Genomic DNA, 24,223 nt, shown 5'->3' with positions numbered 1-24,223 from the left:
GGATCCTGCAATGCCCCGTTTTGCCGCCAACCTCACCATGATGTTCAACGAGGTCCCGTTCCTCGACCGCTTCGAGGCGGCGGCGAAGGCGGGCTTCACCGCGGTCGAGTTCCTGTTTCCTTACGACCATCCGGCCGAGGAGGTCGGCAAGCGGCTGAAAGGCAATGGGCTGACGCAGGCGCTGTTCAATTTGCCGCCGGGCGACTGGAACGCCGGCGAGAAGGGGTTTGCCGCGCTGCCGGACCGTTTCGCCGACCTCCAGCAAAGCCTGAAGACCGCGCTGCCCTATGTGCAGGCGACCGGCGTCAAGCGGGTGCATCTGATGGCGGGAATAGCCGAGCGCAGCGATGCCAGGGCGGTCGCCGCGTTTCGCAAATCGGTCGCCCATGCCGCGGAGTTCTTCGCGCCGCACGGCCTCGACGTCGTGATCGAGCCGATCAATCCGCGCAACGTGCCCGGCTATTTCCTCAACGACTTCATCTTCGCGCGCGATCTGATCAACGAGCTTGGTTTCGCGAACCTGAAGCTGCAGTTCGATATCTACCACTGCCAGATCATCCATGGCGACGTCACCATGCGGCTGCGTGAAATGATGCCGATCATCGGCCACATCCAGATCGCGTCGATCCCCTCGCGCAACGAGCCCGACGGCGAGGAGCTGAACTATCCGTTCCTGTTCGGCGAGCTCGACCGGCTCGGCTATGGCGGCTTCGTCGGCTGCGAGTACAATCCGCGCGGCAAGAGCACCGACGGTCTCGCCTGGTTCAAGCCCTATGCCGGAGTGAAGCCGTGACATCAGCCGGAAAGCTGTCTCTTGGTTGCATCGCCGACGACTATACCGGCGCCTCCGACCTCGCCAACACGCTGACCCGCGCGGGCCTGCGCACGGTGCAGACCATCGGCGTGCCCGCGGACGATCTCGCGCTGCCCGAGGTCGACGCCGTCGTGGTGTCGCTGAAGAGCCGTTCGATCGAGGCCGGCCTTGCCGTGACGCGTTCGCGTGCTGCGGAGGCCTGGCTGCGCGGCCGGGGCGCCGCGCATGTCCTGTTCAAGATCTGCTCGACCTTCGATTCCACCGACGCCGGTAATATCGGCCCGGTGATGGACGCGCTGCGCGCCGATTCCGGGGACAGCATCGTGCTGGTGACGCCGGCGTTCCCGGAGACCGGCCGCACCGTCTACCAGGGCAATCTGTTCGTCGGCTCGGTGCCGCTGAACGAGAGTCCGCTGAAGGACCACCCGCTCAACCCGATGCATGATTCCAATCTGGTTCGCGTGCTGGCGCGGCAAAGCACGACCAAGGTCGGCCTGGTCGATCTGGCGACGCTGAGCCGTGGCGCGGACGCGGTCCGGGCAAAGCTCGCCGAGCTCACGCAAAGCGGCATCGGCGCCGCCATCGTCGATGCGGTGTTCGACCGCGACCTCGAAACCATCGGACAGGTCGCGCTGGAACACCGTCTTTCAGTCGGCGCTTCCGGGATCGGGCTTGGCCTCGCGCGGGCGCTGGTCGCCGCGAGCAAGGCCAAACCGGACACCGCGGATGCAATGCTGGCGACGCCGGTCGGCGGCGCGGCGGCGTGCCTTGCCGGCAGTTGCTCGCAGGCGACCTTGCGCCAGATCGCCAACGCCGAGAAGGTGATGCCGGTCCTGCACCTCGATCCCGAGCGGGTGGTCGCCGGCAAGGAAGAGGCGCAGCGCGCGCTCGCCTGGGCCAGGGAGCGGCTCGGGGCGGGGCCGATCCTGATTGCGAGCAGCTCGACCCCGGATGAGGTGGCAGCTGTGCAATCCCGTCATGGTCGCGATGCAGCCGGGCATGCCATCGAACAGGCGATGGCCGACATCGCGGACGGTCTGGTGCAGTCGGGCGTGCACAGATTGGTGGTCGCCGGCGGTGAAACTTCGGGCGCCGTGGTCGATCGCCTGCGCATCCCGGGATTCCTGGTCGGTGCGGAAATCGCCGCCGGCGTGCCGGTTCTGCGAGCGGTCGGCGCCGGAAGAGACGAGATGGTGCTTGCCCTGAAATCAGGCAATTTCGGCGGGCCGGAGTTTTTCTCGGATGCGCTGGCATTGATGCCTTGATGCGGCTGGCGCGCATCATGCCACGCCGTAGATGAGCGCCTCCGTAGTTCAACGGGGAACCAAATTAACCCTACTTAAGGAGGGGGGCTGGCTTTGATGTCTGCGGCGTCCCGCCACGCCCCCAGCCATTCGATCGGGCATCGCGAGCCCGATATCAAGAGACCCCACGATGTTCGCCAAATTCTCGATCCGCGCCAAGATTATTGCCGTGGTTGCGTTCCTGCTTGTCGCGATGACGGGCATGGGCCTGCTCGCGGTCGTGAATTTACGGTCGATCAACGCCAACACCGTCGACATCACGACGAGCTGGCTGCCGAGCGTGCGTGCGCTCGGCGATCTGCGCGCCGGCGTCATCACCTATCGCAACGTGATCCGCGAACACATGCTGTCCGAGACGCTGGAGGAGAAGCTCGCGCAGGAAAAGACCCTGACCTCGGTGGTCGACGCCAACCTCAAGGTCCGCGCGACCTATGAGCCGCTGATCGCGACCCCCTCGGAGCGCGCGCTCTACGATCAATGGGTCGATGCCTGGACCCGCTACAAGAAGGGCACCGAGGAGGTGATGGCGTTGTCGCGCAGGGATGTCGGCAAGACCCCGCACGATGCGCATGAGCTGAACGCCAAGACCGTGAACAAGATCGGCCTCGAGGCCGACGAGATCCTGCGCAAGGACATCGAGCTCAACAATGCCGGCGCCGACAAGGCGGCGCAGGACGCGGCAAACAGCTACGCGTCGGCCGTCATGCTGCTTGCGATGATCCTTGGCGCCGCCATCATCGTCGGCGTCGGCGTCAGCTTCCTGATGATCCGCGACGTCTCGGCCGGCATCGCCTCGATCGTGAGCCCGATGCAGGCGCTGGGCCGCGGCGACCTGACCGCAAACGTCCCGCATCAGGGCGAGAAGACCGAGATCGGCGCGATGGCCGATACGCTGCAGGTGTTCAAGGAAGCCCTGGTCGCCAAGAAGGCGGCCGATGAAGCCGCCGCTGCCGACGCCGAAGCCAAGATCGAGCGCGGCCGCCGGGTCGATACCATCACCCGCAATTTCGAACAGATGATCGGCGAGATCGTGCAGACCGTGTCGTCGGCCTCGACCCAGCTCGAAGCCTCCGCCGGCACGCTGTCGTCGACCGCCCGGCGTTCGCAGGAGCTGACCACATCGGTTGCGGCCGCGTCCGAGGAGGCCTCGACCAATGTCCAGTCGGTGGCGTCGGCGACCGAGGAGCTGTCGTCGTCGGTGACCGAGATCAGCCGCCAGGTGCAGGAGTCGGCACGGATGGCCGGCGATGCCGTCGGCCAGGCGCGCACCACCAACGATCGCGTCAGCGAGCTGTCGAAGGCCGCCGCGCGGATCGGCGACGTCGTCGAGCTGATCAACACCATTGCCGGCCAGACCAATTTGCTGGCGCTGAACGCCACCATCGAGGCGGCACGCGCCGGCGACGCCGGCCGCGGCTTCGCCGTGGTGGCGTCCGAGGTGAAGGCGCTGGCCGAGCAGACCGCCAAGGCGACCGGCGAGATCGGCCAGCAGATCGCCGGCATCCAGACCGCGACCCAGGAGTCGGTCGGCGCGATCAAGGAAATCTCCTCGACCATCGAACGGCTGTCGGAAATCTCGTCCACCATTGCGGCCGCGGTCGAAGAGCAGGGCGCGGCGACGCAGGAAATCTCCCGCAACGTGCAGCAGGCGGCGCAGGGCACCCAGCAGGTCTCGGCCAACATCACCGACGTCCAGCATGGCGCCAACGAGACCGGCTCGGCGTCGAGCCAGGTGCTGTCGGCGGCCCAATCGCTCTCGGGCGACAGCAGCCGCCTCAAGCTCGAGGTCAGCAAGTTCCTCGACGCCGTCCGCGCCGCCTGATCCGGCGGCGCCGCTCGGGCGGCCGCCATCCTTCGCCTAACCGATGCCGACGTGGTGGGCTGACCCGGCCCACCACGTTTTACATTTTCGCAGAGCAGCGATGCGTTAACCTCGCGTCGGCCGAAATAGCATCCTCGGCCGGCTCGCATTCGCAGCAGAGCCGTCTCTTTTTGACGATGATCCGCACGCGATCGGCGGCACTGCGCCCGGCATGGTCGCTCGGAGCGCGCAGCCTCACGCACTATGCCGAGGAAGTGAAAGCCGCCGCGGCTCCGCGGGTTGGCGTTTTGCCCGGCATCGGGTAAATCGGCCGCTACGGAACGGCTTTTGCAATGTCGATTCCTCTGCCTGGGCGGGCTTCATTTCGGGAACGCTTGTTTTATGATCGCACTGGTCCGTATCGCGCTGAGCCGGCCATATACTTTCGTCGTGCTCGCGATCCTGCTGTTGATTATCGGACCGCTGGCGGCGTTGCGCACGCCGACCGACATCTTCCCGGACATCCGCATCCCCGTGATCGGCGTGGTCTGGCAGTACACCGGCCTGCCGCCGGACCAGATGTCCGGCCGCATCACCACGCCGTTCCAGCGCGCGCTGACCACGACCGTCAACGACATCGAGCACATCGTCGCCAATTCCTATAACGGCGTCGGCATCATCAAGATCTTCTTCCAGCCCAACGTCGACATCCGCACCGCCAATGCGCAGGTCACCGCGATCTCGCAAACCCTGCTCAAGCAGATGCCGCCGGGCGCGACGCCGCCGCTGATCCTGAACTACAGCGCCTCGACGGTTCCGATCATCCAGGTCGCGCTGTCGGGCGAGGGACTGACCGAGCAGAACCTCGCCGATATCGGCATCAACCAGCTGCGCACGCCGCTGGTCACGGTGCCTGGTGCGGCGATCCCGTATCCGTTCGGCGGCAAGCAGCGCCAGGTCCAGATCGATCTCAATTCGACCGCGCTGCAGGCGCGCGGCCTGTCGGGCCAGGACGTCGCCAACGCGCTCGCCGCGCAGAACCTGATCACGCCGGTCGGCACGCAGAAGATCGGCAATTTCGAATACACCATCAACCTCAACAACTCGCCGCTGCGGCTCGAGGAGCTCGGCGACCTGCCGATCAAGCAGGTCAACGGCGCGATGGTCTATGTGCGTGACGTCGCCTCGGTCCGCGACGGCAACCCGCCGCAAACCAACATCGTCCATGTCGACGGCAACCGCTCGGTCTTGATGATGGTGCTGAAGGCCGGCGCCACCTCGACGCTCGATATCATCTCCGGCATCAAGCAGAAGGTGATCGAGGTCAAGGACCAGATGCCGGATGCGCTCAAGATCGGCTTCATCGGCGACCAGTCGGTGTTCGTCCGCGGCGCGATCACCGGCGTCGCGTTCGAGGGCGTGATCGCCGCGCTGCTCACCAGCATCATGATCCTCCTGTTCCTCGGCAGCTGGCGCTCGACCGTCATCATCGCGGTGTCGATCCCGCTGTCGGTGCTCGGCGCCATCATCATGCTGTCCCTGATCGGCGAGACGCTGAACATCATGACGCTCGGCGGCCTCGCGCTCGCGGTCGGCATCCTGGTCGACGACGCCACGGTGACGATCGAGAACATCAATTATCACCTCGAGCAGGGCAAACCGGTCGAGCAGTCGATCCTCGACGGCGCCAACCAGATCGTGACGCCGGCCTTCGTCTCGCTGCTCTGTATCTGCATCGTGTTCGTGCCGATGTTCTTCCTCACCGGCGTGGCGCGCTTCCTGTTCGTGCCGATGGCCGAAGCGGTGATGTTCGCGATGATCTGGTCGTTCATCCTGTCGCGCACCCTGGTGCCGACCATGGCGAACTATCTGCTGCAGGCGCATGTGCATCATGAGGGCTCGCCGCCGAAATCGCGCAATCCTTTGGTCTGGTTCCAGCGCGGCTTCGAGGCGCGGTTCGAGCGCATCCGCGCCGGCTATCGCGGCCTGCTCGCGATGGCGCTCGGTCATCGCACGGTGTTCGTGAGCTGCTTCCTCGCGGTCGTCGCCGCGTCGTTCCTGCTGGTGCCGTTCCTCGGGCGCAACTTCTTCCCGTCGGTCGATGCCGGCAACATCCTGATGCATGTCCGCACCCAGGTCGGCACCCGCGTCGAGGAGACCGCCAACCAGCTCGCCGACATCCAGAAGGCGATCCGCAAGCTGGTGCCCGGCGAGATCGAGACCATGACCGACAACATCGGCATGCCGATCTCCGGCATCAACATGACCTACAACAACACCGGCGTGATCGGTCCGCAGGATGGCGACATCCAGATCCGCCTCAAGGAAGGCCACAAGCCGACCGAACAGCATGTCCGCGCACTGCGTGAGCAATTGCCGCGGCTGTTCCCGGGCACCAGCTTCGCGTTCCTGCCGGCCGACATCGTCAGCCAGATCCTGAACTTCGGCGCGCCGGCGCCGATCGACCTGCAGATCCGCGGCGCCAATCTCGAGGCCAACTTCGCCTATGCCAACAAGCTGCTGGCCGGGATCAAGCGCATCCCCGGCATCGCCGATGCGCGGATCCAGCAGTCGCCGAACAACCCGACCTTCAACATCGATGTCGACCGCACCCGCGCACAATATGTCGGCCTGACCGAGCGCGACGTCACCAACTCGCTGGTGGTCAACCTCGCCGGCTCCTCGCAGGTGGCGCCGACCTATTATCTCAATCCCGATAACGGCGTGTCGTATTCGATCGTGATGCAGACGCCGCAATACCAGATCGACTCGCTGAGCGCGCTGCAGACCCTGCCGATCACCGCGACCGGCAACACCCAGGCACCGATCCTCGGCGGCATCGCCGACATCAAGCGCGCGACCTCGAGTGCGGTGGTGTCGCAATATGACATCCAGTCGCTGGTGCAGATCTACGCCACGACGCAAGGCCGCGATCTTGGCGGCGTCGCGACCGACGTGCGCAAGCTGATCGCCGACACCGCCAAGGAGGTGCCGAAGGGCTCGTCCGTGGTGCTGCTCGGCCAGGTGCAGACCATGAACTCGGCCTTCACCGGCCTCCTGTTCGGCCTGCTCGGCGCCGTCGTGCTGATCTACTTCCTGATCGTCGTGAACTTCCAGTCCTGGTCGGACCCGTTCGTGATCATCACGGCGCTGCCCGCTGCGCTCGCCGGCATTGTCTGGATGCTGTTCACGACGGAGACCACGCTGTCGGTTCCGGCGCTCACCGGCGCCATCATGTGCATGGGTGTGGCGACGGCCAACAGCGTGCTCGTGATCAGCTTCGCCCGCGAGCGCTATGAGGAACTCGGCGATCCCGTCGCGGCGGCCCTGGAAGCCGGCTTCGTCCGGTTCCGCCCGGTGCTGATGACCGCGCTTGCCATGATCATCGGCATGGCGCCGATGGCGCTGGGGCTGGGCGAGGGCGGCGAGCAGAACGCGCCGTTGGGCCGGGCCGTGATCGGCGGCCTGATCTTCGCCACCTTCGCGACGCTGATGTTTGTTCCCGTGGTATTCAGTATGGTACACAAGAAGCAAGGCGCCAAAGCCGCCGCCTCATCGGAGATTCCGCATGCCGCCCACTGAAAAGCGCCCCCCGGTCTCACGCCGGAAGCTGGGCATCTTCGGCGTGGTGGCCTTGGTCGGGGCGGGCCTGATCGTCGGCACCGGGATCCGCGCCCGTGAGGAACAGGACACGCGGCTGAAGGAATGGACCGACGACCAGGCCATTCCGACCGTCGCGGTGGCGCTGCCCAATGCCAAGGCGCTGAGCCCCACGATCGACCTGCCGGGCCGGCTCGAGGCCTATTCCCGAGCGCCGATCTATGCCCGGGTATCCGGCTATCTCAAGAACTGGGACGCCGACATCGGCGCCCGCGTCAAGGCCGGCCAGGTGATCGCCGAGATCGAGGCGCCCGACCTCGACCAGCAATTGCTGCAGGCGCGCGCCGATCTCGCCAGCGCCCAGGCCTCGGCCAAGCTCTCCGAGGCCACGTTGAACCGGCGCAAGACGCTGGTGGCCTCGAACTTCGTCTCCGCCCAGGAGATCGACGAGCGCACCGCCGACCTTTCCAACAAGAACGGTGCGGTCAAGGCCGGCCAGGCCAACGTCGAGCGGCTGGAAGCGCTCGCCGGATACAAGAAGATCACGGCGCCGTTCGACGGCGTGGTGACCTCGCGCGACACCGACGTCGGCGCGCTGATCAACGCCGGCGGCAACTCGGGCCCGGCGATGTTCACGATCTCGGACATCACCAAGCTGCGCGTCTATGTCAACGTGCCGCAGAACTACGTCCCGGCGATCAAGATCGGCGCCAAGGCGACGCTGGCGCTACCGGATTACCCGAACCGCACCTTCCAGGCGACGGTGGAAGCCTCCTCGCAGGCGGTCGATGTCGCCTCCGGCACGACGCGGATGCAACTCGGGCTCGACAACTCCTCCGGCGAATTGATGCCGGGCAGCTATGCCAGCGTGAAGCTCAATCTGCAGCGCGAATCCACGCCGCTCAGCATTCCCGCCAGCGCGCTGATCTTCAACAGCAGTGGCCTGCGGGTCGCAACCGTCGGTCCTGACGACAAGGTGCTGTTCAAGACCGTGAAGATCGGCCGCGACCTCGGCAAGGAGATCGAGATCGCCACCGGCCTCGCGCCCGACGATCGCATCATCACCGCCCCGCCGGACGGCCTCGCCGACGGCGACCATGTCCGCGTCACCGGTGCCGGCGCCAAGGGCAAGCCGACCACGGCATCCGAAAAGCAGGACGTGAAGGGGTAGGGGAGGACAGGTAAGCTCGTTCCTGCCTCTCACCTCAAGCCGCTTGCTCTGCCGTCATCCTGAGGTGCGCGCCCTTGCGCGCCTCGAAGGATGGGATCACGATGGTGTTCGCAGCCCATCCTTCGAGGCTCGCTCCGCTCGCACCTCAGGATGACGGCGGATTTTGCGGCGTGGCAGGAATTGTCAGCCCACTCGCCATTCCAGCATGCCATCGCCGGCGGTGACGATATTGCCCGTGGTACCGACCGGCGTGCGGTCCATGTCCTGCAGATAGGCCAGCGTTGCCGTGTCGCTCGCCGGGATGCGGCCGAGCGTGCGGCGGCCGTCCTCGGTGCGCAGCATGGTGACGCCGTGCTCGACCTCGCCATTGGCGCGATAGATCACGGTGAAGGCCTCGACCTTGCCTTTGCCCGCAGCCTCGGCGGTGAAGTCGGGCACGTTGCGCCTGTTGCGGTCGGCCTCCGCCTGCACGCTGGTGTCCTGCTTGAGCGCGACGTTCGGCGCCGCGCGCGACAGCACGAGGCCATGATGCTTGGTGACGAAGCCGCCCTGGCCATAGAGCAGGCCGAGCGCGCCGCCGCTTCTCAATTTGCGCACCATCGCGCAGGCCGAGTGCGTCATGTAGGTATTGAGCGGCGCGCCGAAGAACGTCAGCCCACCCGTCACGGTCGGCTGCACGTCGGGCCCAAGGCCGAGCGTCCGGCGCGCCATCTTCGGTACGCAGGGGAAGCAGCTATAGAGCTCGATCGCGTCGAACTTCTTGCCGTCGCCGCCGACGAGATCCATCACCGCCTTCAGCACCGCGGTCTGCGCGTGGCTTTCGACGAACTGATCGCGGATCAGATAGTCGCGCGGCTCTTCCGCCGAGGCGCCGCCGAGCGGATAGATCAGCCTGTCCGCCGGCACGCCGGCCGCGCGCGCTTTCGCGAGGCTGGTCAGGATCAGCGCGCCGCCCATGTTCACCGTCGGGTTCGCCACCATCAGCTTTGTATACGGCCAGGCGATCATCCGGTTGTCGGGCGTGGCCGTGGTGATCTCGTCGCCGGTGAACGTCTTCTTCAGCCACGAGTTCGGATTGTCGGCCGCGACGCGCGCATAGGTCGACCATAGCTCGCCCGATTCCTTCAGCGCGTCGCGCGGCGTCTGGCCCCAATGCGCCGATGTTGCAGATTCATAGAGCGGATAGACCGTGATCGGCCTGAACACGCCGAGGCTCACGGCCATCGGCTTCTGGAACGCGGCGCCGCGCTTCGGCTCCTCCACGTCGTGCGCGAACGGCGTCCACGGCAGCTCCACGCCGGCACGCTGCGCCTTGGTCGCCGTCGACTGCGCCTCCGCGCCACAGACCGCGGCGACGCTGCATTCGCCGCGCGCAATGCGTTGCGCAGCCTCGTGCAGATAGCGGATCGGACTCTCGCCGCCGACCGGGCCGTAATAGAGATGCGCGGGCGCAATGCCGAGCCGCTGCGCCAGCTGCTTCTCGGGATCGCGGTAGCGCCAGCTCAGGAAGTTGACGACGTCGAGCGACTGCACGTCGGACAGCAGCCTGGCGCCGCTGTCCGCCTCGGCGCGCTTCAGCGCCTCCTCAAGCAGCGTGAGCGGCTCGAGGCCGGCGGCGATGTCCTTCGGACGATCGACAATCTCGCCGACGCCGACGATGACGGGAATGCGGTCTTCGGGGATGCTGTTCGACATTCTTGTTGGTTCACTCTGCGGTCTTGGACTCGATGGTTGTTATGGGCGTCATTGCGAGCGAAGCGAAGCAATCCATGTTCCGACACGGGGAAAGGCGGATTGCTTCGTCGCTTCGCTCCTCGCAATGACGGCGGGGAGGGATCGTCACTCCGCCACCAGCGCGTTCATGTGCTCGACAGCTTCGACGAACTCTTCCTTGAACTCCTGCACCACGGCGCCGGCGGATTTGACGCTGTCGATCAGGCCGACGCCTTGGCCGACGAAATAGCTGACGAGATCGCGGGCCTTCTCGTTACCACCAGCTGCGGCGCGGTCGATGGCGTTGAAGGCGTCGCGGCTGATGATGCTTTGCAGCGGCATCGGCAGCGCGCCGGGGCTTTCCGGCGAGCGGTCCCAGGCATCGGTCCAGACCGAGCGGAGCTGCCGCGCCGGCTTGCCGGTGCGGCCCTTGGAGCGCACCGCGTCGCGCGAGGAGGCCGCGATCATCTTCTCGCGGAAGATCTCCGAGGTCTCCGATTCCACCGTGGCCAGCCACACCGAGCCGGTCCAAGCGCCGGCCGCGCCCATCGCCATGCAGGCCGCCATCTGGCTGCCGGTCATGATGCCGCCGGCGGCGAGCACCGGCACGTCGCGGATCTTTTTGACCGCCTTGATCACCTCCGGCACCAGCACCATGGTCGAGACCTCGCCGCAATGGCCGCCGGCCTCGGTGCCCTGCGCGACCAGGATATCGACACCGGCCGCGACCTGGCGCAGCGCGTGCTCCTTGGAGCCGACCAACGCCGCCACCGGCACGCCGTGCTTGCGCCCCATCTCGATCATCGCCTTCGGCGGCACGCCGAGCGCATTCGCGATCAGCCGGATCGGATGCCGGAACGAGACCTCGAGCAGTTGCAGCGCAGTCTCGGCGTCGAACGGCTGCGGCTGGTTGTCGGCGACGTTCCGGCTGGTCAGCTCGATGTCGTATTTCTTCAAGAGATTGCGGGTGAAGTCGCGATGCTCCTGCGAGACCCGCGCCTCGAGGCTCTTCCAGGTGACGTTCTTCTCGCCCGCGGTCGAGATGTTTTCCGGGATCAGCACGTCGATGCCATAAGGCTTGCCGTCGACATGCGCGTCGATCCACGTCAACTCCTGCTCCAGCGTCTCCGGCGAATGCGCGGTCACGCCGAGCACGCCGAAGCCGCCGGCGCGGCTGACCGCCGCCACCACGTCGCGGCAATGGCTGAAAGCGAGCAGGGGGAAGTCTACCCCGAGCATGTCGCAGATCGGTGATTTCATGGACTGGTTCTCTCCCGGCGGCTGCTTCTTGTGCTTGTTGGCGTCAGCCGCTGCAACGCTAGCGCATCACGGTCCGCGAAGCCAAGCGGGTTTCGGCCACGGCGATCTTGCGTGCAGGCGCTGCTCCGGCTGCATCCCTCGCAGCGCATTCCGCTGGATAGAAAATGCGATCCGCGGGGTGGGCAAAGCGCAGCCCGCGCACCATCTAGTGCGGACATGGGGATGGGCACGGCGCCGCCGCGCCACCTGGCAAGAACATGAATCGGGAGCCAACGACGTGAATGACATTCCTGCCTACGAGCCGCCGAAAGTCTGGACCTGGAACAAGGAAAGCGGCGGGCGCTTCGCCAGCATCAACCGTCCGATCGCCGGTCCCACCCACGACAAGGAACTGCCGGTCGGCCGCCATCCGCTGCAACTCTATTCGCTGGCGACGCCGAACGGCATCAAGGTCACCGTGATGCTGGAAGAGCTGCTGGCGGCGGGTCACAAGGGCGCGGAATACGACGCCTGGCTGATCAAGATCGACGGCAACCAGTTCGGCAGCGGCTTCGTCGCGGTCAATCCGAACTCGAAGATTCCGGCGCTGATGGACCGCAGCGGGAAGGAGCCGGTCAGGGTGTTCGAGTCGGGCTCGATCCTGGTTTACCTCGCGGAAAAATTCGGCGCGTTCCTGCCGACCGACGTCAAGACCCGCGCCGAAACCTTCTCCTGGCTGTTCTGGCAGATGGGCGCCGCGCCCTATCTCGGCGGCGGCTTCGGGCATTTCTACGCCTATGCGCCGACCAAGATCGAATACGCCATCGACCGCTTCGCGATGGAAGTGAAGCGCCAGCTTGACGTGCTCGACCGCCGGCTCGCCGACAACGAATATCTCGCGGGCCATGTCTACACCATCGCCGACATGGCGGTGTGGCCGTGGTACGGCAGCCTTGCCAAGGGTCTGCTCTATGGCGGCGGCGAATTCCTCTCGGTCCAGGACTACAAGAACGTGCAGCGCTGGACCGATGCGATCGCGGCACGGCCCGCGGTGAAGCGCGGCCGCATGGTCAACCGCACCTGGGGCGAGCCGTCGAGCCAGCTCCATGAGCGCCACGACGCCAGCGATTTCGAAACGAAGACGCAGGACAAGATCGGCGAGCCGGTGGCGTCGTGACGAAACGCGTCATGGCCGGGACAAGCCCGGCCATGACGAAATGACAGCTTTGCCAACCCGCCCTGCGATCACCCCAACAGATCGTCATACTCCGGATGCTTCTTCATGAAGCCCTGGATGAATTCGCATTTCACGACGAGCTTGATGCCCTGCGCTCGGACGGCGTCGAGCGTGGCGCGTGCGAGCTTGGAGCCGATGCCGCGGCCGCCGAGCTCCGCCGGCACCTCGGTGTGAACCAGCGTGATCGTGTCTGGCGTCTTGCGGTAGACCACGAAAGCGGTTGAGCCGTCGACGGCGAGCTCGAACCGGCTCTGCGCTTCGTTGTCGCGGAATGTTTCGCTCATTGTCTGATCCTCTATTTCTTTGCGCCCTCGGCCGCGGGGAACACCACGCGGTCATCGGTGCGGCAGTAGCGGTCGGCGAACATGCGGCCGATCGGGTGGTAGCGCTCCATGTGGACGCGCATCGCCTCGCGGTCCCACAATTCGTCGCGGATGTGGAAATGGATGCCCTCGCCCATGATCAGCTGGCGGTCGCCATTGACGTCGATCAGCTTCCAGGTCTTGCACTCCATCGCGAACGGTGCATCCGCAAGCCGGGGCACCGCGATCTTGCTCGATGGCGAGAGCTTCAGGCCGAGATAATCAGGCTCGCCGACCTCGGGCGGGAAGTCGCCGGAGGTCTCATGCATCGCGCGCGCCAGCGGCTCGTCGGTCAGGTTGACCACGAATTCGCCGAGACGCTGGATGTTGACCAACGTGTCCTTCTCGCGGCCGTCGGGCCGGCGATTGACCGCAAACATGCAGAGCGGCGGATCTTCGCAGAACACGTTGAAGAACGAGAACGGTGCCGCATTGACCACGCCGTCCGCGCTCGTGCTCGTCACCCAGGCGATCGGCCGCGGCAGCACGAAGGAGGTCAGCACCTTGTAGCGTTCGCGCTGGGTGAGGTCGCTTGGGGAATATTCCATGGGAATGTCCGGAAGTTCGTAGGGCGGGTTAGGGGAGCGTAACCCGCCGCGAGCGGACCGCAAAGCAAAAGGCGGGTTACGCTCGCGCGAACCCGCCTTGCAGACTTGCTTGCTTGTTCCTTGGAGCGCTCTTCCCTTACCTCGCCCCGCCTGCGGGGAGAGGTCGGATCGCATCGTCAGATGCGATCCGGGTGAGGGGGATTCTCCGCGAGACTATCTCTCACCGTGCTTTCGGAGGCGGCCCCTCATCGCGGCTTTCTCCCCGCAAGAGCGGGGAGAAGGAGAAGAAGCGACTACGGCATGCTCAGCTCGTGGCGGCCGACCACCATCCAGTGCACCTCGTCCGGACCGTCGGCGAAGCGGAGATGGCGGACGTCCTGGTACATTTCGCCGAGCGGGGACCACTGCGAGATGCCGGTGGCGCCGTGCATCTGGATCGCCTGGTCGATCACCTTGCAGGCGCGCTCGGGCACCATGGCCTTGACCATCGAGACCCAAACGCGGGCTTCCTTGTTGCCGAGCACGTCCATCGCCTTGGCCGCCTTCAGCACCATCAGCCGCATCGCTTCGATCTCGCAACGCGCCTGGGCGATGATCTGCATGTTGCCGCCGAGATGGGCGATCTTCTTGCCGAAGGCCTCGCGGGTCAGGCCACGCTGCACCATCATGTCGAGCGCCTTCTCGGCCTTGCCGATGGTGCGCATGCAGTGATGGATGCGGCCCGGTCCGAGGCGAACCTGCGAGATCTCGAAGCCGCGGCCTTCGCCGAGCAGCATGTTCTCCTTCGGCACCTTGCAATTGTTGAAGCGCAGATGCATGTGGCCGCGCGGCGCATGGTCATGGCCGAACACGTGCATGGGCCCGAGGATCTCCACGCCGGGGGTGTCGATCGGCACCAGGATCTGCGACTGCTGCTTGCTCGGCGCCGCGTCGGGATTGGTCTTCACCATCACGATCATGATCTTGCAACGCGGATCGCCGGCGCCGGAGATGTAATACTTCTCGCCGTTGATCACCCACTCGTCGCCGACGAGCTTTGCGGTGGTCGAGATGTTCTTGGCGTCTGAGGAGGCGACGTTCGGCTCGGTCATCGCGTAGGCCGAGCGGATCTCGCCGTTGAGCAGCGGCTTCAGCCACTTCTCCTTCTGCGCCTTGGTGCCGACGCGCTCCAGCACCTCCATGTTGCCGGTGTCGGGCGCCGAGCAGTTCATGGTCTCGGAGGCCAGCGGGCTCTTCCCGAGCTCGGCGGCGATGTAGGCGTAGTCGAGGTTGTTGAGGCCTTCGCCGGTTTCTGCATCGGGCAGGAAGAAGTTCCAGAGGCCGACTTCCTTGGCCTTGTCCTTGGCCTTCTGTAGGATCGCGAGCTGCTCGTCCGTGAAGCTCCAGCGATTGGTCTTCTTCTCGCCGGCGCGATAGAACTCGACCGACATCGGGTCGACCGTGTCGCGGATGAACTGCTTCACATGGTCGTAGAGCGGGCGGACCTTGTCCGACATGCGCAGGTCATTGAGCTCGTCGCCTGGACTGAGCGTGTAGTTCGTGGTGCGCGGCACATAGGCATGTTTCACTGTCTTTTCTCCCTCGCGAAGGCGCGTTTCGCGGCGGACAATAGACGCGTGCGACGCCAAGCGCGAGTACCGATTTTCCGATCACCTCTACCGTATCGCGGAATTTCGCGACGGCGTTTCAAACGTTGTTTGAACGCCGCCGCGTACAGCGTGAAAGAGTCCGGCGGACGCCGGTTAGCTCATCCGATGCATCGCGCAGATCTTGTTGCCGTCGAGGTCGCGCAGATAGGCGAGATAGAGCTTCACGCCAGAACCTTCCCGTACGCCCGGCGGGTCCTCGCAAGGCTTGCCGCCATTGGCGACGCCGGCCGCGTGCCAGGCCTCGACCTGCTCCGGCGAAGAGCAGGCAAAGCCGATCGTGCCGCCATTGGCGTGCGTCGCCGGTTCGCCGTTGATCGGCTTGGACACCATGAAAATGCCGGCCTTGGTGAGGTACATGATGCGGTGACCGTCAACCCGGGCCGGCCGGACATCGAGCGTGCCAAGCAGCGCATCATAAAACGCCTTGGCCTTGTCCAGATCGTTGGTGCCAACCATCACGTGTGAAAACATCTGAAATATCCTCCCTGCTTGTTAAAAGCCGCCTTATTGCGTCCCTTGCGGCTCAAACGCTAGCAGCAGTTTTGCCACGACGGAAGCGACGCTGCGTCGCGCGTTGTTCTGTCCGTCACTCTGCGGCCGTCATTCCACGCCGCGCAACTGCGCACCCCGCGCGACGCTGCGATCGGCACCGGGCTTTCGCTGCGCCCTCTGCTTTGGAGGAGGCAAGTAAACGCAAGACTCGGACGCAGCGGTGCCGCGAGGATGCGGATGTATGACTCAAGCTCGCGCCACATTCTCGCTGTCGTCCCGGGCAAGCGCAGCGCGACCCGGGACCCATAACCACCGTTGCTCATTGGGTGACGACGCTGGGGCACCAGCTTGCTTCAACAACAGCATTCTGTGGTTATGGGTCCCTGCTTTCGCAGGGACGACAGCGGTAGACGTGGCGGTAGCGAAAACTCAAAACGCCGTGTACCCGCCGTCGATCACAAAGCAATCCGCCGTATGATAGGACGACGCCTTGCTCATGATGTAGACGGCGATGCCGCCGAAATCGCTCGGCTCGCCGAAGCGGCGCAGGGGGATGCGCGGCATCACATTGGCGACGAACTTGTCGTTGGCCATGATGCCGGCGGTCATGTCGCTCTTGATCCAGCCCGGCAGGATCGCGTTCGCGGTGACGCCGTGGCGCGCGAGCTCGACGCCGAGCGCACGGCACAGCGCATTCAGCGCCGCCTTGGTGCCGGCATAGTGCTCGTTGCGCGCGGTGCCGAACAGCGAGGCGAGGCTCGAGGTCGCGACCAGCCGGCCGAACTTGTCGCCGGCCTCGGCGCGGTCGGTCATGTGGCGTGCCGCAGCCTGGAATACGTGAAACACGCCGTCGAGATTGGTCGCGAACATCTTGCGCCATTCCTCCTCGGTGCGGTCGATGAAGGCTCTACGTCCGCCGCCGCCGATGCCGGCGTTGGCGAAGCAGCCGTCGACGCGGCCGAAGGTGTCCAGCGTCGCCTTCATCGCGGTCTTGACCGAGCCGGGATCGGTGACGTCGCAGAATTGCGTCGCGACCTTGCCGGGGCCGGCCTTCATCGAGGCCGCGGCGTTGGCGTTTTTTTCCGCGTTGCGGCCCCAGATCGAGACGTTGCAGCCGGCAGCGTTCAGCGCCTGCGCGATGCCGAGGCCGATGCCGCCGTTGCCGCCGGTGATGACAGCGACGCGGCCGGTGAGATCGAAGATGCCACTCATTGGGGTTTCCATTTGGTTGGGTGCGCGCTAATCACGCGTTCACGGATGGGCTTGCCGCCGACCATGGACAAGCCCGGCACAAAAATCAAATATGGGTCGAAGCATCGACCTACCGCGGTACCCACCGCCGAAACAAGGTGAAGAGGAAACCATGCAGTTCAAACACGTCACGCTCGACTTCGACGGATCGGTCGCGATCCTCAGGCTCGACCACCAGGAAGTCATGAACGCGGTCTCGATCGACATGCTGGGCGGGCTTGCCGAGGCACTCGATGCGATCGACGACAAGCGCGACGAGGTGCGCTGCCTGGTGATCACGGGCGCGGGCCGTGCCTTCTGCACCGGCGCCAATCTGCAGGGCCGCAACCAGCAGAAGCCCGGCAAGAGCAATGCCGGCGCGGCGCTGGAGACCGCGTTCCATCCGTTCCTGCGCCGATTGCGTAAGCTGCACTGTCCGATCGTGACGGCGGTGAACGGCCCGGCCGCCGGCGCCGGCATGAGCTTCGCCCTGATGGGCGACCTCATCCTGTGCGCGCGCTCGTCCTATTTCCTGCAGGCGTTCCGCCGCATCGGTCTGGTGCCGGATTGCGGCTCGACCTGGCTGTTGCCGCGGCTGATCGGCAAGGCGCGCTCGGTCGAGCTGTCGCTGCTCGGCGAGCGGCTGCCGGCCGAGAAGGCGCTGGAGTGGGGCCTTGTCAACCGCGTCTATGACGACGCCGCGCTGATGGAAGAAACCATGAAGCTCGCGCACGATCTCGCCAACGGCCCGACGGTGGCGTTGTCGCTGATCCGCAAGCTCTATTGGGACAGCCCGGAAAATACCCTCGAGGATCAGCTCAATCTGGAATTCGAGTCGCAGCGCCTTGCCGGCAGCGCCGAGGATTTCAAGGAAGGTGTCACCGCATTCCTCGAGAAGCGGCCGGCGAAGTTCAAGGGCAAATGATCGAGACCGAGCTCACCCGCTGCGTCGCCTCGTTTCATCCAGGCGCAACCGGCGTCACCGGCGCGGCAAAACTCTCCGGCGGCGCCAGCCAGGAGACCTGGTCGTTCGACATCGTGCACCCGAACGGCACTGTCGGCGCGATCCTGCGCCGCGCGCCGCCGGGCTACGGTGCCGCTCCGGGCCGCGCCGCCGGCCTCGATGCCGAGGCGACGCTGATGCAGCTCGCGCATGACGCGGGCCTGCCGTCGCCGAAGGTGATGCATGTCTTGAGGCCGGAGGACGGCCTTGGCCGCGGCTTCATCATGGCGCGGGTCGAAGGCGAGACCATCGCGCGGAAAATTTTGCGCGACGAGGAATTTTCCGGCGCGCGGCCGATTCTCGCCCGCCAGCTCGGCCGTGTCATTGCCGGCATCCATGGCCTGCCGCAGGCCAAACTGCCGAAGCTGCGCAGCCTGACCGCGACCAGGGAGATCGAGGATCTCTCCCGCGAGTATCACAGCTTCAACTGGCCGCGGCCGGTGTTCGAACTGGCGCTGCGCTGGCTGCGCGATCACGATCCCGGTCCGTCGTCGGAGACGACGCTGGTGCATGGCGATTTCCGCCACGGTAATCTGATCATCGGTCCCGACGGGGTGCGCGCGGTGCTCGACTGGGAGCTCGCGCATACCGGCGATCCGATGGAGGATCTCGGATGGATCTGCGTCAACTCATGGCGCTTCGGCGAGATCGACAAGCCGGTCGGCGGTTTCGGCACGCGCGAAGATCTGTTCGCGGGCTATGAGGAAGCCGGCCGCAAGGCCGACCCCGAGCGCGTGATGTTCTGGGAAGTGATGGGCACGCTGCGCTGGGGCGTGATGTGTTGCGGCATGATGCAGCGCTTCCGAAGCGGCCCGGATCACTCGATGGAGCGCGCGATGATCGGGCGGCGCGCGTCGGAGACCGAGATCGATCTGCTGCGGTTGCTGGCGCCGCGCGCATGATCCCGAAACGTGGAGACCGGTCTTCGGAATCGATCATGCGCAAGAAAGAGAGCAAGTGACATGCAGGACGAACCGACACCCACCGAACTGATCAAGGCCGTCGCCGACTTCCTGCGCAGCGAGATCGCGCCCGCGATCAAGGGGCACAACGGCTTCAAGCTGCGCGTCGGCATCAACGCGCTCGACCTGGTGACGCGGCAGCTCGCGCTCGCCGAGGCCGGCGATGCGACCGAGGCCGCGCGGCTGAAGCAATTGCTGGGCACCGACGGGACGCTGATGGAGCTGAACCGCGTGCTGTCGGGGAAGATCGCAGGTGGCGAGGTCGATCTGAAAACGCCGGGGCTATCGGAGCATCTCTGGCAGACCACGATGGACAAGCTCGCCGTCGACCAGCCGAACTACGCGTCCTACAAGCGGGAGCTCGGAAAGTAGGATGGGTAGAGCGAAGCGAAACCCATCAGGACCACGCGCCAAGCCTCGATGGGTTTCGCTACGCTCTACCCATCCTACGTCGTCATGACAGGATTGCCGTCATTCCGGGATGGTGCGTCAGCACCAGACCCGGAATCTCGAGATTCCGGCTTCGATGCTTCGCATCGCCCCGGAATGACAGAAGGGACGTGCTACCGCCCCAGCCACTTCGGCGGCCGCTTCTCCGAAAACGCCTTCGGTCCCTCGATGTAGTCCTGCGAGGCGGCCATCGCCTTCACCGCCGGATACTCGCGCTGCTCGGCCAGCGCTTGCTCCAGCGACACTTCAAGGCCCTTCTGGATCGCCTGCTTGGAGGCGCGGATCGACATCGGCGAGTTCTTGGTGATGGTCTCGGCCCAGTGCTCGGCGGCTGCCAGCGCCTCGCCCTGCGGCACCACCTCGTTGACGAAGCCGAGTTCGAGGCCTTCCTTGGCGCTGACATGGCGCGCGGTCAGGATCATGCCCATGGCGCGCTTCAGCCCGATCTGGCGCGGCAGCCGGTGCAGGCCGCCGGCCAGCGCCGCGAGGCCGACCCGCGGCTCGGGCAGGGCGAAGGTCGCATTCTCGGAAGCGATGATCAGGTCGCAGGCCAGTGCAATCTCGAAGCCGCCGCCCATCGCGACGCCGTTGACGGCGGCGATGATCGGCTTGTCGCAGTCGAAGCGGGTGGTGAGGCCGGCAAAGCCGCCCTTGTCCCAGCCGCGCTTGCCTCCGGCGGCCTGCCATTTCAGGTCGTTGCCGGCGCAGAACGCCTTGTCGCCGGCGCCGGTGACGATCGCGACCCACTGCTCGGGATCGGCGGAGAAGTCGTCGAACACCTTGTTGAGCTCGAAATGCGCGTCGATATGCAGCGCGTTGTAGACCTCGGGCCGCGACAGCGTCACGATGGTGATGGGACCCTTGCGCGTCACCTTGGAGAATTTCAGATCCATGTTTGCTCCCGTCGATTTTCTGCGGCGAAGAATATTGCTGATATCCTAGCGCCTGCGCGTCGTTCCGTGCCATCCAATTACGCAAGGCGACCGCGCGCGCAAGCCTCGCTCGCCTGCTTGACTTGGCGACAGGCTTCTCACCTTAATCAATCCGAACGCGGATGCGCGACAGCGTCTAGACGCAAAATCAGAATCAACAATATTTCCGGGAGAGACCGCCTTGGATTTCAATCTGCCGGCTGACCTGACAGCCTATCTCGCCGAGCTCGATCGCTTCATCGAACGCGAGATCAAGCCGCTGGAAGAGGCTGACGACAACATCCGCTTCTTCGACCATCGCCGTGAATGGGCGCGCACCGATTTCGACAAGGGCGGCCTGCCGCGCCATGAATGGGAGCTCCTGCTGCGCAAGGCCAAGAACCTGGCCGATGCCGCCGGCCATCTGCGCTTCGCGATCCCGAAGCGCTATGGCGGCAAGGACGGCTCCAACCTGTGGATGGCCGTGATCCGCGAACATTTTGCCTCAAAGGGTCTCGGTTTGCACAACGACCTGCAGAACGAACACTCGATCGTCGGCAATCTGCCGATCGTGACCATGCTCGACCGCTACGGAACCGACGAGCAGAAGGCGATGATCGACGGCTCGATCACCGGCAAGTACCGCATCACGTTCGGTCTGACCGAGCCCGAGCACGGCTCGGACGCCACCCATATGGAAACCAAAGCGGTTCAGGCCACGCGCGACAACGTCAAGGGCTGGATCATCAACGGCGAGAAGATGTGGACGACAGGCATGCATGTCGCCACGCACTGCGCGCTGTTTGCCCGCACCTCGGGCAATGACGGCGACGCGCGCGGCATCAGCTGCTTCCTGGTGCCGGCGAAATCGGCGGGGGTGAAGGTCGAAGAGTATATGTGGACCTTCAACATGCCGACCGACCATCCGCGGGTCAGCTTCACCGATGTGTTCGTGCCGGAGGATGCGCAGTTCGGCGAGGTCGGCCGCGGCCTGTCGCTGGCGCAATGCTTCGTGCACGAGAACCGCATCCGCCAGGCGGCGAGCTCGCTCGGCGCTGCGGTGTACTGCATCAATGAGAGCGTGAAGTATGCCCGCGAGCGCAAGCCGTTCGGCAAGGCGCTGGCGGAGAACCAGGCGATCCAGTGGCCGCTGGTCGAGCTCGCGACCCAGGCCGAGATGCTGCGGCTGTTGATCCGCAAGACCGCCTGGGAGATGGATCAACTGACCCAGGCGCAGGTCGAGCACACGCTGTCCGACCGGGTCTCGATGTGCAATTTCTGGGCAAACCGTCTGTGCTGCGAAGCCGCCGACCGCGCGATGCAGGTGCATGGCGGCATGGGCTATTCGCGCCACAAGCCGTTCGAGCACATCTACCGCCATCACCGCCGCTATCGCATCACGGAAGGCAGCGAGGAGATCCAGAAGCGCAAGGTGGCGGGCTTCCTGTTCGGCTACATGGGAGCCGGCAAGCACTAACGCAGAGGAGGCGGCATGAGCATGGAAGGTGGATGCACCTGCAGAAACGTCCGCTACCGCCTGACCGGCAGGCCGCTGATCGTGCACGCCTGCCACTGCACCTGGTGCCAGCGCGAGACCGGCACCGTGCACGCGCTCAACGCGTTGTACGAGGCCGAGCGGGTTGAGCACATCGCGGCCGAGCCCGAGATCGTCGACACGCCCTCGGCGAGCGGCAAGGGGCAGAAGATCGCGCGCTGCCCCATCTGCAAGGTCGCGGTGTGGAGCAACTATCCGGGCGCAGGACCGGCAGTTCGCTTCGTCCGCGTCGGCACGCTGGACGATCCGAGCCAGTGCCCGCCGGATGCGCACATCTTCACTTCGTCGAAGCAGCCCTGGGTGACGTTCCCGCCGGGCGCGAAAGTGTTCGCCGAGTATTACGATCGGAAAGAGGTCTGGCCGAAAGAGGCGCAGGAGCGGTGGCGCGTCTTGCGGGAGAGGACGGGGAAGAAGTGAAGTGCGACACTCCCTCCACCGTCGTCCCTGCGAAAGCAGGGACCCATAACCACAGTCGGCTATTGGTTGAACGAGATGTGGCCCCAGCGTCGACAGACAATGAACAACGATGGTTATGGGTCCCGGCCTTCGCCGGGACGACAGCGAGGGCTAATTCACCTGCCGGTCCTTGCCCGCCCAATACGGTTCACGCAGGCTCCGCCGCAAAATCTTGCCCGACGGGTTGCGCGGCAGCGCCGGGATGAAGTCGACCGATTTCGGTGTCTTGTAGCCGGCGATCCGCTCGCGTGTGAAGTTGATGATGTCGGCCGCGGTCGCAGTCTTTCCCGGCTTCATCACCACCACCGCCTTCACCGCCTCGCCCCATTTGTCGTCGGGGATGCCGATGACAGCGGCTTCCGCCACGTCCGGATGGTCGCACAGCGCGCTCTCGACCTCGGCCGGATAGATGTTCTCGCCGCCGGAGATGATCATGTCCTTGATGCGGTCGTGGATGTAGAGGTAGCCGTCACTGTCCATGTAGCCGGCATCGCCGGTGCGCAGCCAGCCGTCGTTGTCGATGGTGCGCGCGGTGGCCTCGGGCAGATTCCAGTAGCCGACCATGTTGGAGCCGGAACGGGTGGCGATCTCGCCGACTTCGCCCGGCGGCAGCGCCTTGCCGTCCGGATCGAGGATCGCAAGCTCGATACCGGGCAACGCCTTGCCGGCCGAGCGCATGCGGTCGAGCCCTTCGATATGGTCTTCCGGCGGCAGCGCGACGATGGTGCCGGTGGTCTCGGTCATGCCGTACATCTGCACGAAGCCGCATTTGAAGACCTCGATGCACTCCTTCAGCAGCGCCGCCGGAATCGGTGAGGCGCCATAGAGCATGTATTTCAGGCGGGAGAAGTCGACCTGCCGCGCGCGCGGCTGCCGCACCACGAACTGCATCGCCGCCGGCACCATGAACAGCTTTGTGATGCCGGACTGCTCGAAGAAGTCGAGCACCTTGGTCGGGTCGAACTCGCGCGCGATTACACCGCGGGCGCCGTGATAGAGGCCCATCACGCCCCAGCCGGAGCCGCCGATGTGGAAGATCGGCATCGCGACCAGCGAGACGTCGTCGGTGGTCCAGCGGTTCCACTCCGGCTTCTCGGCCTCGTTGCCGCTTTGCACGAGGTTGAGGAAATTGGCGTGTGACAGCATCGCGCCTTTCGGCTTGCCCGTCGTGCCCGAGGTGTAGAGCTGGATCGCGATGTCCTTCGGCTCGATCGCAACGCGCGGGTCATCGCCGCCCTGCGCATCGCGCCAGGCGACGAAGTCGGGCCATTCCGGCGCGCCGCCCTCGGTCGTGATGATGGTGCGGACGCTGGGCAGCTTGTCGCTGATGTTGCGCGCCTGCGTGATGAATTCGGGGCCGACGAACAGGACGGGGGCCTTGCAGTCGTCGACGATGAAGGCGACCTCGGGGCCTGCAAGGCGCCAGTTCACCGGCGCCATCACCACACCGGCCTTCATCGCGCCCATCAACAGCTCGAAATAGAAATCGCTGTTCTTGCCGAGATAGGCGATGCGCTCGCCCTTCTCGACGCCCATCGCGATCAGCGCGTTGGCGACGCGGTTGGTCTTGATGTCGAACTCGGCGAAGCTGGTTTGCCGTCCCTCGAATTCATAGGCCAGCGCATCGCCGCGGCTCTTGGCGCGCTCGCGCACCATGTCGGCAAGGTTGGTCAGTTTCGGCGCGTCGGACATGTTCCCCCGTGACGTCTTGTTTTGGTTGCACGGA

General features: G+C 65.3%; 20 protein-coding genes. 11 read left to right on the top strand and 9 right to left on the bottom strand.

The window, feature by feature from the left end; all coding sequences use genetic code 11:
• Nucleotides 1-10: 10 nt before the first annotated feature.
• The 5 genes from otnI (at nt 11) to J2R78_RS02865 (ending at nt 8,690) form a co-directional block, all read left to right on the top strand.
• Nucleotides 11-793, top strand: a complete 783-nt coding sequence (gene otnI / locus J2R78_RS02885; protein WP_253609628.1) for a 2-oxo-tetronate isomerase — start codon at nt 11-13, stop codon at nt 791-793.
• Complete coding sequence (otnK, locus tag J2R78_RS02880) at nt 790-2,079, top strand: 3-oxo-tetronate kinase (protein ID WP_253609627.1); 1,290 nt, start codon at nt 790-792, stop codon at nt 2,077-2,079. Before otnI ends, otnK begins: the two co-directional genes overlap by 4 nt.
• A 169-nt stretch (nt 2,080-2,248) precedes the next feature.
• Nucleotides 2,249-3,940 (top strand): methyl-accepting chemotaxis protein, encoded by a 1,692-nt coding sequence (locus J2R78_RS02875; RefSeq protein ID WP_253609626.1) that lies wholly within the window; start codon nt 2,249-2,251, stop codon nt 3,938-3,940.
• Between the two features lie 381 nt (nt 3,941-4,321).
• A complete protein-coding gene (locus tag J2R78_RS02870; protein ID WP_253609625.1) occupies nt 4,322-7,501 on the top strand; it encodes an efflux RND transporter permease subunit in 3,180 nt (1,059 codons plus the stop codon).
• Nucleotides 7,488-8,690, top strand: a complete 1,203-nt coding sequence (locus tag J2R78_RS02865) for an efflux RND transporter periplasmic adaptor subunit (protein ID WP_057017653.1) — start codon at nt 7,488-7,490, stop codon at nt 8,688-8,690. The genes J2R78_RS02870 and J2R78_RS02865 overlap by 14 nt, the downstream gene beginning before the upstream one ends.
• 183 nt (nt 8,691-8,873) lie before the next feature.
• On the opposite strand, the gene J2R78_RS02860 is transcribed toward J2R78_RS02865, so the two are convergent.
• Both J2R78_RS02860 and J2R78_RS02855 read right to left on the bottom strand, forming a co-directional pair.
• Entirely contained in the window at nt 8,874-10,385 is a 1,512-nt protein-coding gene (locus J2R78_RS02860; RefSeq protein ID WP_253609624.1) for an acetyl-CoA acetyltransferase, read from the bottom strand.
• Between the two features lie 144 nt (nt 10,386-10,529).
• Nucleotides 10,530-11,663, bottom strand: coding sequence for a nitronate monooxygenase (locus J2R78_RS02855; RefSeq protein ID WP_253609623.1), 1,134 nt, complete (start codon nt 11,661-11,663; stop codon nt 10,530-10,532).
• Between the two features lie 277 nt (nt 11,664-11,940).
• Here J2R78_RS02855 and yghU point away from each other — a divergent pair, with 277 nt between their 5' ends.
• A complete protein-coding gene (yghU, locus tag J2R78_RS02850) occupies nt 11,941-12,819 on the top strand; it encodes a glutathione-dependent disulfide-bond oxidoreductase (protein WP_253609622.1) in 879 nt (292 codons plus the stop codon).
• A 68-nt stretch (nt 12,820-12,887) separates the two neighbouring features.
• Here yghU and J2R78_RS02845 read toward each other — a convergent pair whose 3' ends face one another.
• From J2R78_RS02845 to J2R78_RS02825, 5 genes are all read right to left on the bottom strand, one after another.
• Complete coding sequence (locus J2R78_RS02845; RefSeq protein ID WP_069276199.1) at nt 12,888-13,163, bottom strand: GNAT family N-acetyltransferase; 276 nt, start codon at nt 13,161-13,163, stop codon at nt 12,888-12,890.
• An 11-nt stretch (nt 13,164-13,174) separates the two neighbouring features.
• Entirely contained in the window at nt 13,175-13,789 is a 615-nt protein-coding gene (locus tag J2R78_RS02840; RefSeq protein WP_253609621.1) for a flavin reductase family protein, read from the bottom strand.
• 293 nt (nt 13,790-14,082) lie between these two features.
• Nucleotides 14,083-15,357 (bottom strand): acyl-CoA dehydrogenase family protein, encoded by a 1,275-nt coding sequence (locus tag J2R78_RS02835; protein WP_076827195.1) that lies wholly within the window; start codon nt 15,355-15,357, stop codon nt 14,083-14,085.
• 174 nt (nt 15,358-15,531) lie between these two features.
• Nucleotides 15,532-15,909 (bottom strand): VOC family protein, encoded by a 378-nt coding sequence (locus J2R78_RS02830; protein ID WP_253609620.1) that lies wholly within the window; start codon nt 15,907-15,909, stop codon nt 15,532-15,534.
• A gap of 450 nt (nt 15,910-16,359) precedes the next feature.
• On the bottom strand, nt 16,360-17,142 hold the full coding sequence (locus J2R78_RS02825; protein WP_253609619.1) for an SDR family NAD(P)-dependent oxidoreductase: 783 nt from the start codon (nt 17,140-17,142) through the stop codon (nt 16,360-16,362).
• 151 nt (nt 17,143-17,293) lie between these two features.
• Here J2R78_RS02825 and J2R78_RS02820 point away from each other — a divergent pair, with 151 nt between their 5' ends.
• The 3 genes from J2R78_RS02820 to J2R78_RS02810 are packed head-to-tail and all read left to right on the top strand — an operon-like array spanning nt 17,294 to nt 19,497.
• Nucleotides 17,294-18,085: an enoyl-CoA hydratase/isomerase gene (locus J2R78_RS02820; protein ID WP_018270541.1), complete on the top strand. Its 792-nt coding sequence runs from the start codon at nt 17,294-17,296 to the stop codon at nt 18,083-18,085.
• Nucleotides 18,082-19,065: a phosphotransferase family protein gene (locus J2R78_RS02815; protein ID WP_253609618.1), complete on the top strand. Its 984-nt coding sequence runs from the start codon at nt 18,082-18,084 to the stop codon at nt 19,063-19,065. Before J2R78_RS02820 ends, J2R78_RS02815 begins: the two co-directional genes overlap by 4 nt.
• Before the next feature lie 60 nt (nt 19,066-19,125).
• Nucleotides 19,126-19,497 (top strand): DUF6285 domain-containing protein, encoded by a 372-nt coding sequence (locus J2R78_RS02810; protein WP_229189420.1) that lies wholly within the window; start codon nt 19,126-19,128, stop codon nt 19,495-19,497.
• 191 nt (nt 19,498-19,688) lie between these two features.
• On the opposite strand, the gene J2R78_RS02805 is transcribed toward J2R78_RS02810, so the two are convergent.
• Nucleotides 19,689-20,468 carry an enoyl-CoA hydratase-related protein gene (locus J2R78_RS02805; protein WP_253609617.1) on the bottom strand — a complete coding sequence of 260 codons (780 nt, stop codon included), beginning with the start codon at nt 20,466-20,468 and terminating at the stop codon, nt 19,689-19,691.
• A 220-nt stretch (nt 20,469-20,688) separates the two neighbouring features.
• Between J2R78_RS02805 and J2R78_RS02800 the strand changes: the two genes are divergently transcribed.
• Together J2R78_RS02800 and J2R78_RS02795 are read left to right on the top strand one after the other, a co-directional pair.
• On the top strand, nt 20,689-21,963 hold the full coding sequence (locus tag J2R78_RS02800; RefSeq protein WP_038388013.1) for an acyl-CoA dehydrogenase family protein: 1,275 nt from the start codon (nt 20,689-20,691) through the stop codon (nt 21,961-21,963).
• Nucleotides 21,964-21,978: 15 nt separating this feature from the next.
• Nucleotides 21,979-22,458, top strand: coding sequence for a GFA family protein (locus J2R78_RS02795; RefSeq protein ID WP_057015736.1), 480 nt, complete (start codon nt 21,979-21,981; stop codon nt 22,456-22,458).
• A 150-nt stretch (nt 22,459-22,608) separates the two neighbouring features.
• Here the strand turns inward: J2R78_RS02795 and J2R78_RS02790 are convergent, their stop codons facing one another.
• Nucleotides 22,609-24,189, bottom strand: a complete 1,581-nt coding sequence (locus J2R78_RS02790) for a fatty acid--CoA ligase (RefSeq protein ID WP_253609616.1) — start codon at nt 24,187-24,189, stop codon at nt 22,609-22,611.
• Between the last annotated feature and the right edge of the window lie 34 nt (nt 24,190-24,223).

Source organism: Bradyrhizobium sp. USDA 4538 (genome assembly GCF_024171045.1).
GTDB lineage: Bacteria > Pseudomonadota > Alphaproteobacteria > Rhizobiales > Xanthobacteraceae > Bradyrhizobium > Bradyrhizobium australafricanum.
This window is presented reverse-complemented; position numbering and strand designations above follow the sequence as displayed.